The sequence below is a fragment of the Polaromonas sp. genome, from assembly GCF_018780625.1.
GTDB lineage: Bacteria > Pseudomonadota > Gammaproteobacteria > Burkholderiales > Burkholderiaceae_C > Polaromonas.
Genome location: NZ_JADMJK010000159.1, coordinates 1 through 11,074 on the forward strand (window position 1 = coordinate 1; position 11,074 = coordinate 11,074).

Sequence of the window (11,074 nt, forward strand, 5' to 3'; positions counted from 1 at the left end):
TGGCCGGGAGTCGCCCGGCATGCGACTCACTTTCTTTGCTTCGCCAAAGAAAGTAGGCAAAGAAAGGCGACCCTACTGTCTGCGACCCTTCGCTTCGCTACGGGCACCCTGCGGTGCTCGCTTCAGGCGGGGTCCGCGCAAACTCGCCTGTGGCTCAAACAGCGCGCGGCCCTGATCCGCCTGAAGCTGCGCTCCTCAGCGCAGACAGAAGGGGGTGGGCCGGGGAGAAGAAAAAATACCAACAGCCAAACAGCCGCTCCTGTCCCCGATTCGTCATCGCGAACGAAGTGTGGCGATCCATCGTAGAAAAAGCGCAGTCATGGATTGCCGCACTTCGTTCGCAATGACAGAGGGGGATTGCACCCGCACCCTACCCCGTATCCGCTCCCGACTCAACCCCCGCTTTTTCGGGGCAGCACAGGTTGCCCGAAGCGCAGCGCAGGGACCCAGACTGCGGGTCGCCTTTTCTTTGGGTACTTTCTTTTGGCGAAGCAAAAGTAGAGTGCCTCGCCCGCCGGGCGAGACCGGCCAGCCCAAGCCCGAAAAGTCAAATTGCTATTAATTGAGTAGCAATGTCAGACCGAGATCACTGGGCTGCAAGTCAACCGAAGCGGGTTTCAGCGCCCCAATCGCGCCTTCAGCCCCGCGCAGTAATCCGTAACTGGCACGGCCGGCGTAGGCCAGACAGCGTCAAAGGCCTGCGCCATGTCGCCGTCTGCGCCTGGGCCCGCGCGCAGGCGAACCGCTTTGGTGTTCAGGTCTGCCGGCAGGTGCTGCGGCACGCCCAGTTGGCGGTCCACATGGCCGCTGCCGGCCAGCAACACCACCACCTTGCCGGGCAGCACGGCCTGCTGAAGGGTGTCGGCCAGGGAGATGTCCCTGGCGATCTGGATGCGCGTCATGGGGGTGACCTGGGGCTCGGGCAGCAAGTTGCAGTGCCCGGTGCGAATCAGCTGCTGCTGCGCCTTGAGGGCCGGACCCCGCAACTGGCCGTCGAGCTTGCTGTCGGCCATGCTGGCTTGCATGCGTTCGCGCGGCAGGTTGGCGCCCAGCACCGGAACGCCCGCGCGCACCGCCGTCATCACGGCTGGCCCATAGGCCTGCCAGGGCCAAGCTTTGTCGTTCCAGGCCAGCGCACGGCGGACCTGCGCTTCGCTGGCGCCGGGCTGGAGTGTGGCGGTGCTGACCCCCGCATCGGCCATTTCAAGGGCGACGGCGGCCAGCAGGCCGCGCGCCGCCAAAATAGCCATCACCTGCTGCTGGATTTGCTGGTGTTCCGCGGCGTCGTGCTGTTCGCCCAGCAGCAGCAGGTCGGTGGGCAGCAGCGCGTCCAGCCGGCCAGCCACGGCGCTGGCGGCGGCCGCATTGCCCGCAGGCTGCTCCAGGATGGGGGCCTGGGGGCGGCTGGCGCAGCCGGCCATCAGCGCCGCCGCAGCGGCGCACAGCAGCCAGGCCAAGGCGCGTGGTGCGGTGTGCGGGCGCATCGGTCTGTGAACCGACGTGCTCAGTGCAGCGAAACCGGCGTGTGGGCCAGGCCGCTATAGCCTTCCAGCGTGTCCTCGACTTCTTCCTGGGTCGGCGTGTTCTGGGCCCAGGCGCTCAGGCGCTGCTGGAACATTTCTGCCCACGAACCGTCCAGGTACACCTCTTTGTTGGAACGTTTGTCCACAATTTCAAAGCCGTGGCGAACCAGTTGGGGGACGCTGGAGGCGGGTGCGGATTCTTCAGGTGCGTTGGCGTGGATCTGCAGGACGGAAAACGTATCTGATTCGTAAAGCATTTGCATGGCGGGTGTCCTTTGTCATCAGATGGTAACGCCGGCGACAAGTTCAAGGGCCGGGCGAAAACCGTATTCGCGCGCGCCCATGCAAATCAGGGCGGGTTGATGGCGCGCAACTGCTGGTCGATGAAGTCGCCGCTGTGCTGGGTTACCTTGCTGCGCACGGGCAGGTAACCCAATGCGGGCGCGAACCAGATCTCCACCCTCTGGTCGTACTCGCGGCGCGGCTGGCGCGTGAGCTTGAGGGTGTGCAGGGTTCCCATGGGCAGCTCCAGCTTCTCCTCGGCCTCGACCAGGAAGGTCCAGGTGTCGGCATCGCGCGGCCCCACGGTATACAGCGAAATGCTGGCGCCGGGCGCAAAGCGTTCGGGCTGGCCCGCCAGCATGCCGCCCAGCTGCAAAAACACGCTGACCCGGTCTTGCGCACCCTTGACCCACGGCAGGGTAGGCGTGTTGGCGCTGAAGCTGATCTGGCCCTTGTCGGGCTCGAAATGCGCCGCCACCTCGCTTTTGGACTTGTCTGAAAAGCGGCTGGGCGCCAGGCCTTCAGGGCCGAGCTGGCCCTGGCTGGCCAGGCTGCGCGCGCCCAGGAACAGGGCGCTGACGGTCATGCGGGCGTCGTAGGCGCTGCCTGCGTTGTTCCAGGCCAGTTCCGCGTTGGCATGGTAGGTGAGCCCCTTGGCGCTGCCGGTCATTTTGTAGTCGAGTCGTGCGCTGGCGGGCAAGGCCATGGCGGTGACGGGGGTCTGGCTGGGGCCGGTGGGTGGCGCGCTTGCTGCGCTGGCCGCAGGCGCTTCGGCCGCTGTCTCGGGTTCGGGTAAGGCGGCTTCGGGGAGCGGCTCGGGCGCGCTGGCCTCTGCCGTGAGCACCGGCTCTGTGGGCGCTATAAATTCAATAGCTTCTTGTGATGATGGGCGCTGGATAGCGGTCTTTTTCTTCTTGATGGCAGGCGGTTTGGCAGCGGGTTTTGCGACGGTCTGAACGGTAGGGGCTGGCGCGGCAGGTTCCGGTGCGGGCGGCGCCTCGATGCGGCGCGTCACGAAAGCGGGTGCATGCGGCGTCTCGGGGGCCAGCGCCGGCCCGAAGCGCAGGGGCGCGGTCTGAAGCACCAGTGCGTGCAGGGCCAGCACGGCCACCGCCAGCAGGCCCAGCAGCCCCCAGGGCGGAGCGGCGCGCGGCGTTTGCGGTGCGGCTGGGGACGCGGAGGGTGCTTTCATGGCCTCGAATTAGAATTTGGTGCTGCAGGGGACTGAACCGCCTCAACCGGTGGTAGCCCCCCTGCAACGGGTAAAAAATCGGAAAACGACTGTTCAGCCACGCAATCAGGAACTTGATGAAACTTGCCACTTATAAAGACGCTTCGCGCGACGGCCAGCTCGTGGTGGTCTCGCGCGACCTCTCGGTGGCTCATTATGCGACCGGCATTGCCGGCAAGCTGCAGCAGGTACTGGACGACTGGAACTTCATGTCGCCCCAGCTGCAGGACCTGTACGACACGCTCAACAACGGCAAGGCGCGCCATGCTTTTCCGTTTGAGCCGGCGCGCTGCATGGCGCCGCTGCCGCGCGCCTACCAGTGGGCCGACGGCTCGGCCTTCATCAACCATGTGGAGCTGGTGCGCAAGGCGCGCAACGCCGAAGTGCCCGCGAGCTTCTATGGCGACCCGCTGATGTACCAGGGCGGCAGCGACGACTTTCTGGGCCCGTGCGACGACGTCCATGTGGCCAGCGAAGCCTTTGGCATCGACTTTGAGGCCGAAGTGGCCGTGATCACCGGCGACGTGCCCATGGGCGCCAGCCCGGCGCAGGCGCTCGAAGGCATACGCCTGCTGATGCTGGCCAACGACTGGTCGCTGCGCAACCTGATTCCCGACGAGCTGGCCAAGGGCTTCGGCTTTTTGCAGAGCAAGCCGGCCACGGCGTTCAGCCCGGTCGCGGTTACGCTCGACGAAGTTGGCGACGCCTGGGACGCGGGCCGCCTGCACCTGACGCTGCAAAGCACCTGGAACGGCCGCAGGGTCGGCCTGTGCGAGGCCGGGCCCGAGATGACCTTTCATTTTGGCCAGCTGATTGCCCACCTCTGCAAGACCCGCAACGTGCGCGCCGGCAGCGTGGTGGGTTCGGGCACCGTGAGCAACAAGGACTGGCGCCACGGCTACAGCTGCATTGCCGAAAAGCGCGCGATGGAAGCCATTGAACATGGCAAGCCCAAGACCGCGTTCATGAAGTACGGTGACACCATACGCATCGAGGCCAGGGGACAGGACGGGCAGTCGGTGTTTGGCGCGATCGACCAGAAGGTGGTCGAAGCCGACTGAAAAATCAGGAAGACCTGGCGAGCTGTAGCACGAACAGCCGTATGCCGCGCAGCAGCATTTCCACTGAAATCGCCACCAGGATCAGGCCCATCAGCCGCTCAAAGGCCATCATCACGCGGTCGCCCGCCAGCCGCTGGATCCGGTCGGACAGCACCAGCACGACCGCGCAGACCGCCATGGTCACGCACAGCGCGGCGACCCACTCCATCCGCCGGGCGGGCGCTTGCGAGACCAGCAGCATGACCGTGGCCAGCGCCGACGGGCCCGCCAGCGCCGGAATGGCCAGCGGCACGATCAGCGGCTCGCCCTGCAGGGCTGCCGCCTCGGGCTGCGTCGACGGAAAAATCATGCGCAGCGCGATCAGGAACAGGATCACGGCCCCGGCGATCTGCAGCGACAGCTCGCTCAGGTTCATCAGCCGCAAAAAGCCGTCGCCCACAAACATGAAGCTCAGCAGCAGCAAAAAGGCGATCAGCACCTCGCGCAGGATGACCCACATGCGCCGCTCGGGCGCCACATGGCGCAGGGCGTTGACAAAGATCGGGATGTTGCCGAACGGGTCCGTGATCAGCAGCAGCAAAATCGTGGCCGAAACAAAGGTGTATTCCATGGCGTCAAACGCTCGCTAAAAAAGTGGTGCCTGGCGGCTTCAGGCGGCGTAGAGCGTGTCCAGTGACCGGAATCCCTTGATCTCCAGCGGGTTGCCAAACGGGTCGTAAAAAAACATGGTCCACTGCTCGCCGGGCGCGCCTTCAAAGCGCACCTGCGGGGCCAGTACAAACGCGGTGCCGGCCGCCTGCAGGCGCTCGGCCATGGCTTGCCAGTCTGGCAGGCCCAGCACCAGCCCGAAGTGCGGCATGGGCACCAGGTGCTCGCCCACATGGCCGGTCAGCGCCGTCTTGAGCGGCTCGCCCAAATGCAGCGACAGCTGGTGACCGGCAAAATCGAAATCGACCCAGGTGGCGGTGGAACGGCCCTCTGTGCAGCCCAGCACGTCCCCGTAAAAGAGGCGGGCCAGGTCCAGGTTGGTGACATTGAATGCAAGGTGAAACAGGCTTTTCATGGCGCAAGCTTAGCAGCACAAGGCGGGTCCTGGATGTGCTACTGAATAAATAGCAAACTTTTATCGTTGTACATTGGCTGAGGCTGTTTTTGACGTTAAAGTGACGGCTAGGACAGCCTAGGCCGCAGCGGATAAAAACCGGTTGACGCGCTGCGCTGGCGCTGCACAATGAAGAGGCATGCCAACGGCCCGGATTTTGAGCCCGCAAGTCTCCAGCCCCGCTGCCCGTAGCCATCACGCCACAACACAAACCGCCAGGAGACACCCATGAGCAACCCAGAGATTCCTTCCTTTTCCGATTTCGGCAAGCTGGTGCCCGGTTTTGATTTTCTGCAGAACCTGAGCAAGCAAGCCGCCGCCAGCAGCACGTCCAGCCCCGCGTCGGTGCCCAATCTGGGCGGCTGGGTCGCGCCCACGCTCAATGTGGAAGACCTGGACAAGCGCATCCAGGAGCTCAAGGCGGTCCAGTTCTGGCTGGACCAGAACGCCGCGGCGCTCAAGGCCACCATCCAGGCGCTGGAGCTGCAAAAAATGACGCTGGCCACCCTCAAGGGCATGAACTTCAGCATGGCCGAGGTGGCCGACGCCTTCAAGCTCAAGACGCCCGACAGCGCCGCCGACAAGCCCAAGACCTTTGCCGGTTTCGAGATTCCCCCATCGGCCTTCCAGGCCGCCAAATCCAGCCCTGCCCCCGAGGCCGAGCCTGCCCCGGCCCCAGCCAAGCCCGAGGCGGCACCTGCGGCCACGGCTGGCGTGGTCGACCCGATGCAGTGGTGGGGCGCGCTGACCCAGCAGTTCCAGACCATTGCCGCCGACGCCATGAAGGAAGCCGCCAAAAAATCCGCACTCGACACCGAGGCCGTGAAAAAAGCCACCGACATGGCCGCGGGGCTGGCCAAGGGCGTGGCTGAAAGCGCCAGCAAAACGGTGGGCGGCGGGGCGCGCGCTGCCATGGATACCGCGCTGCGCAGCAGCCAGGCCTGGCCGACGCCGGTAGCGGCCAAAACCGCCGCGCGGGCCAGCCCCAAGGCGGCCGTCAAAACCGCAGCCAAGGCACCCGCCCGCAAGGCTGCTGCGCGCAAAATGCCCCCCAAATCGACCCGCAAGTCAGGCGATTGACCGGCTGCGCCATCAGCCCGTCCCTTAACCGCCCCGTCAACCGCCCAGCCAGACGCCATGAAACTCTTTCCCTACGGCCACGCCACCCATCCGCAATGGCAGATGGCCGCTGGCCTGGTGCTGGCGCAGTTGCGGGCCTACATGGCGACGCCCGGCTATGCCGATTCGCCCACGTTGGCGCTGCTCTACATCACCGACCACTATGCGGCCGATGCGCAGGAAATCCTTGACCACCTGAGCGCCGAGTTGCCCTTTGTCACCGACTGGAGCGGCACGGTGGGGGTGGGCATTGCCGCCAACAACGTGGAATATTTCGACGAGCCCGCCATGGCGGTCATGCTGTGCGAGTTCCCGCACGACCAGTACCGCGTGTTTTCGGGCGTGTCGCCGCTGCCGCCGGCCAGCAGTGGCCTGTTCAAGGCGCATACCGCGCTGGTGCACGCCGACGCGGCCACGCCCGATGTGGCCGAGCTGATTGAAGAGATGGCCCAGCGCACCGAAAGCGGCTACGTGTTTGGCGGACTGGCTTCCAGCCGGGGCGTGGCGGTGCAGTTCGCGCTCAGCGGGCATGGCAATGTCAAGGGCCAGGGCGCGGCCGGCGGCGTGTTCAGCGGCGGACTGAGCGGTGTGGCCTTTGCGCGCGACCCGTCGGGCAGCATGGCGCTGATGTCGCGTGTCACGCAGGGCTGCCTGCCGGTCTCCAAAGAGCATGAAATCACCGCCTGCGACGCCAACATGGTGACCGGACTCGACGGCCAGCCCGCGCTCGATGTGATGCTGGCCGACCTGGGCGTGTCGCTGGAGCAGCCGCGCGAGGCGCTGACCAAGGTGCGCATGACGCTGGTGGGCTTGAGCCCCTTGCAGGACACCCTGAGCGATGCGCGCGTCAAGCGCACCGGGCAGTTTGGCGGCGACGTGCTGGTGCGCCACCTGATCGGACTCGACCCGGCGCGCCGGGGCGTTGCAATTGCCGACGTGCCCGCGCTGGGCATGAAGCTGGCGTTTTGCGAACGCAACGCCGAAGCCGCGCGGGCCGACCTGGTCCGCATCTGCGCCGAAATTCGCGAGGAACTGGAGCCCGAAGAGGTCTCGCGGGAAGTTGCCAGCGCGCTGAACGCGCCAGACGCCGAATCCGCGCCGCATGCGGCCAGGCGCATTGCCGGCGCCATTTACGTCAGTTGCTCGGGCCGGGGCGGGCCGCACTTTGGCGCGCCCAGCGCCGAACTGCAAATTGTGCGGCGCGCCCTGGGCGACGTGCCGCTGGTGGGCTTTTTTGCGGGCGGTGAAATTGCCCGCAACCACCTGTATGGCTATACCGGGGTGCTGACCGTGTTCACGGCGGCGGATTGAACGGGCGCGCCTTTCACTGACATCCCGCTTGAGGTCGGGCCCGTTTCCGCTGGCGGCCTACCCGCAGTAGACGTTTTTTCCTACAGGCCGTTTTCAGGGCGCTCTTACATTGAGACCTTCACTTACAAAGGTTTCCCCATGATCAAAGCACAGCTACGCAACCAGGTTGCAGCCCTCTTTCTGATGCTGCCCATTGCCGCCGCCCTGTCCGTCCTGCCCACGGTCGCGATCGCGCAGCCCGCTGAAGCCGAGTTGAGGTCGCTGGAGGTGAGCTCCGACGGCGGGCTGAGCGCGGGTACCGAACTGCAGTTCACGGTGGAAGGCGCCCCGCGCGCCATCGTGCGGGTGCGCATAGACGGCGTCAAACGCAACATTGTGCTCAGGGAAACCTCGCGCGGTGTCTACACCGGCGCCTACACCGTCACGCGGCAAGACCGCATCAGCGAAGACAGCCCCATACGCGCCACGCTGCGGCTGCGCAATCGCACTGTCATGGCCAACTACAGCTTTCCGGCCGGAATTTCCCGCCCGCCGGTTGCCGCTGCGCCGCCTTCCGCGCTGAAAATCGACCGTTTCTTCATGGCCCCCATCGACAAGATCGAGCCGGGCTCCGAGCTGCGCTTCACCTTGAACGGCATGCCCGGCGGCGTGGCCGAGTTTGATATTCCAGGCATTGCCGACAACGTGAGAATGCGGGAGACGCATCCGGGCGTCTACGAAGGCGCCTACACCCTCAGGCGGCAGGACAAGCTTACGCCTTCGCGTCCGATTGTGGCCACGCTGCGGGTCGGTGACCGGTCCGTCACCTCGGCCATGACCGCAGCCACCCCCCCGACGGCCGATGCCAAGCCGCCCGTGATCCGCAACATGGCGCCGCGCGACGGCGAGGCGGTCATTGACGGCCGCGCCGTTGCGGTGTCGGGCACGTTTGACGATGCCGGCGGCGTGGGCGTTGACCCGGCCACGGTGCGCATCATGCTGGGCGGGCGCAACATCACGTCCGACAGCCAGATCACCCCGCAGTTCTTCACCTACCGCGCTGACCTGCCGCTGGGCCGCTACGCGGTGGAGGTTACGGCCAGGGACCGGGCCGGCAACGCCGTGCGCCAGGCCTGGAGTTTTGACGTGGTCTCGCCGGTGAGCGCCGCACCCGTCGCCGTGCCGCTGCAAATCACCAGCCACGGCAACAACGCGGTGATTGAGGGCGGCTCGACGACGGTGCGCGGCCGTACCTCGCCCGGTGCGCTGGTGGACGTCAAGGTGGTCGGTATCCCGCCGCTGGTGGGCCTGTTCGGCATGAGCCAGAATGTGCTGCAGCAGCGGGTGCAAGCCGACGCCAGCGGCAATTTCTCCTTCACCTTTGCGCCGCAGCTGCCCTTGCCGGGAACCCGCTATGAAATCACCATGGAGTCGAACAAGGGCAACATGAAGGCAGAGTCGACGCTGGTGCTGTTCCAGAAGCAGGGCTAAGCACCCCGAACGACCGACGGGCCAGCGACCGGGCCAGAGCAGGGGGCTTCATCGCCTTCGGGTCTGGCCCGGTTTGCTTTTGCGCTATTAAAACAATAGCTTCTTGCGCCGATTCATAGTGGGTTTCAGTCCTGTTTTGCTATGATCCTTGGGTGTGCCGAGGCACCCGGCCACGAGGCTTCCTGTTTGTCAGGCAACAAGAATCGGAGTCCCCCCATGAGCAAGACCCTGCGACTTACCGAAAAATGGATGCAGCGCGGCCTGTGGCTGGTGGCCCTGGTGTTTGCCAGCTTCCTGATCGGCCTGGGCGGCACCGTGGTGGGCGATTTGCCCAAGGTTGAAAAGCAGCTGTCGCTGGACGATTTCATGGACAGGGCCGCCAGCACGGCCCTGCGCCAGGCGATCACAACGACCGAGCGGGCCGAGCAGGAGGCGCGCGCCGCGCTGGAGCAGGCGCAGCTTAAACGCCAGGCGGCCCAGGCCGATACGGCGGCGGCGTGGGAAACCTTTAACAACTGGCTGTCCATGCGCCGCGCCACCCAGCTGTCAGACCAGGACCCGGAGCTGGTGGCGCGCAGCCGGGCGCTGGACGTCCTGAAAGACAAGGAGCGCGCTGCCGGTGCGCTGGTGCAAGCGCAGCAACAGGCGGCCCTTGATGCCCGGCAGGCTGGCGCGCGTGAACGCCGCAAGCTGGCCGAACTGGAGCAGGCCGCTCAGCAGCAGCTCCGCGTGCAAGTGCGCCGGGTCGAGTTGCGGGTGTTTTTGTACCGGCTGGCGCTGACCTTGCCCCTGCTGGTGGCCGCCGGCTGGCTGTTCATGAAAAAGCGCAAGAGCACCTACTGGCCTTTTGTCTGGGGCTTCATTTTTTTTGCCGGTTTCGCCTTCTTCGTCGAACTGGTGCCCTATCTGCCGAGTTACGGTGGCTACGTGCGCTATGTCGTGGGCATTGTGATCACTGTGCTGGTCGGGCGCCAGGCCATCATTTCGCTGAACCGCTACCTGGAAAAGCAAAAGCTGGCCGAGCAACTGCCCGACGCGCAACGTCGCGACGAACTGAGCTACGACACGGCGCTGGCGCGCCTGTCCAAGGGCGTTTGCCCGGGCTGCGAACGCCCGGTGGACCTGAAAAACCCGCTGATTGATTTTTGCCCGCATTGCGGCATAGGCCTGTTTGACCACTGCCTGGCCTGCAACGCCCGCAAGAGCGCATTTTCCAAGTTTTGCCACGCCTGCGGTGCATCGGGCCAACCTGGAAGACCGGGCAAGGGCCTGCCTGCGGCTTGAATCAGATGGGACGGCCGAAAAACGGATAGCTGGGGTCGTTGTAGCCCGCGCTGGATGCATGGCCGGGCACCACCAGCCCATTGATGAAGGCCTCGTCGTCCTGGTCGAGCACCAGGTCACGCGCGCCGTAAACGGCTTCGAGGTGCGCCAGCGTGCGCGGCCCCACGATGACCGCGCTGACCAGTGGATTGGCCAGCACCCAGGCGGCCGCGAATTGCCCTGGTGCCACGCCCCTGGCGTCGCATCGCGCCTTGAGTTGCCGGGCAATCACCAGCGACTCCTCCCGAAATTCGGTTTCCAGAATGCGCTTGTCGCCGCTGCCGGCGCGTGTTCCTTCGGCCGGCGGCTGACCCGGCGGGTATTTGCCTGTCAGGACGCCGCGCGCCAGCGGGCTGTAAGGCACCACGCCCAGTCCGTAGTGGCCGCAGGCGGGCAGGATTTCCACTTCCGGCCCCCGGTTGAGCAGGTTGTAATAGGGCTGGCAGACCGCGGGTGGCGGTACGCCCAATTTTTCGCACAGGCGATAGACCTCGGCGATGCGCCAGCCGCGAAAGTTGGACAGGCCGAAGCTGCGGATTTTTCCCGCGCGTATCAGGTCGCCCAGGGCGCGCACGGCTTCTTCCAGGTTTTCCTCGGGGTAGTCGCGGTGCAGGTAAAGAATGTCGAGGTAGTCGGTTTGCAGCCGGGCCAG

General features: G+C 65.5%; 11 protein-coding genes. 5 read left to right on the forward strand and 6 right to left on the reverse strand.

Annotated features, from left to right (window positions below):
- Positions 1 to 617: 617 nt before the first annotated feature.
- From IV091_RS12950 to IV091_RS12960, 3 genes are all read right to left on the reverse strand, one after another.
- Entirely contained in the window at positions 618 to 1,484 is an 867-nt protein-coding gene (locus tag IV091_RS12950; protein WP_293469362.1) for a ChaN family lipoprotein, read from the reverse strand.
- Between the two features lie 20 nt (positions 1,485 to 1,504).
- Positions 1,505 to 1,786: a DUF3567 domain-containing protein gene (locus tag IV091_RS12955; RefSeq protein ID WP_293469364.1), complete on the reverse strand. Its 282-nt coding sequence runs from the start codon at positions 1,784 to 1,786 to the stop codon at positions 1,505 to 1,507.
- Positions 1,787 to 1,872: 86 nt separating this feature from the next.
- Positions 1,873 to 2,997: a DUF3108 domain-containing protein gene (locus tag IV091_RS12960; protein WP_293469366.1), complete on the reverse strand. Its 1,125-nt coding sequence runs from the start codon at positions 2,995 to 2,997 to the stop codon at positions 1,873 to 1,875.
- 116 nt (positions 2,998 to 3,113) lie between these two features.
- On the opposite strand from IV091_RS12960, the gene IV091_RS12965 reads away from it, so the two are divergent.
- The gene (locus IV091_RS12965; RefSeq protein ID WP_293469367.1) at positions 3,114 to 4,097 is read left to right on the forward strand and encodes a fumarylacetoacetate hydrolase family protein; all 984 of its coding nucleotides are present in this window, start codon (positions 3,114 to 3,116) and stop codon (positions 4,095 to 4,097) included.
- A 4-nt stretch (positions 4,098 to 4,101) separates the two neighbouring features.
- Here the strand turns inward: IV091_RS12965 and IV091_RS12970 are convergent, their stop codons facing one another.
- Together IV091_RS12970 and IV091_RS12975 are read right to left on the reverse strand one after the other, a co-directional pair.
- Positions 4,102 to 4,707: a MarC family protein gene (locus IV091_RS12970; RefSeq protein WP_293469369.1), complete on the reverse strand. Its 606-nt coding sequence runs from the start codon at positions 4,705 to 4,707 to the stop codon at positions 4,102 to 4,104.
- Positions 4,708 to 4,746: 39 nt separating this feature from the next.
- Entirely contained in the window at positions 4,747 to 5,160 is a 414-nt protein-coding gene (locus IV091_RS12975; protein WP_293469371.1) for a VOC family protein, read from the reverse strand.
- Positions 5,161 to 5,427: 267 nt separating this feature from the next.
- Here IV091_RS12975 and IV091_RS12980 point away from each other — a divergent pair, with 267 nt between their 5' ends.
- From IV091_RS12980 to IV091_RS12995, 4 genes are all read left to right on the forward strand, one after another.
- Positions 5,428 to 6,279, forward strand: a complete 852-nt coding sequence (locus IV091_RS12980; RefSeq protein ID WP_293469373.1) for a PhaM family polyhydroxyalkanoate granule multifunctional regulatory protein — start codon at positions 5,428 to 5,430, stop codon at positions 6,277 to 6,279.
- 57 nt (positions 6,280 to 6,336) lie between these two features.
- Positions 6,337 to 7,629 (forward strand): FIST N-terminal domain-containing protein, encoded by a 1,293-nt coding sequence (locus IV091_RS12985; RefSeq protein ID WP_293469375.1) that lies wholly within the window; start codon positions 6,337 to 6,339, stop codon positions 7,627 to 7,629.
- Positions 7,630 to 7,767: 138 nt separating this feature from the next.
- Positions 7,768 to 9,099, forward strand: a complete 1,332-nt coding sequence (locus IV091_RS12990) for a hypothetical protein (protein ID WP_293469377.1) — start codon at positions 7,768 to 7,770, stop codon at positions 9,097 to 9,099.
- A 216-nt stretch (positions 9,100 to 9,315) separates the two neighbouring features.
- Positions 9,316 to 10,383, forward strand: coding sequence for a zinc ribbon domain-containing protein (locus IV091_RS12995; protein WP_293469379.1), 1,068 nt, complete (start codon positions 9,316 to 9,318; stop codon positions 10,381 to 10,383).
- A 1-nt stretch (position 10,384) separates the two neighbouring features.
- Here the strand turns inward: IV091_RS12995 and IV091_RS13000 are convergent.
- A partial coding sequence (locus IV091_RS13000) for an aldo/keto reductase (RefSeq protein ID WP_293469381.1) occupies positions 10,385 to 11,074 on the reverse strand: 690 nt, incomplete at its 5' end.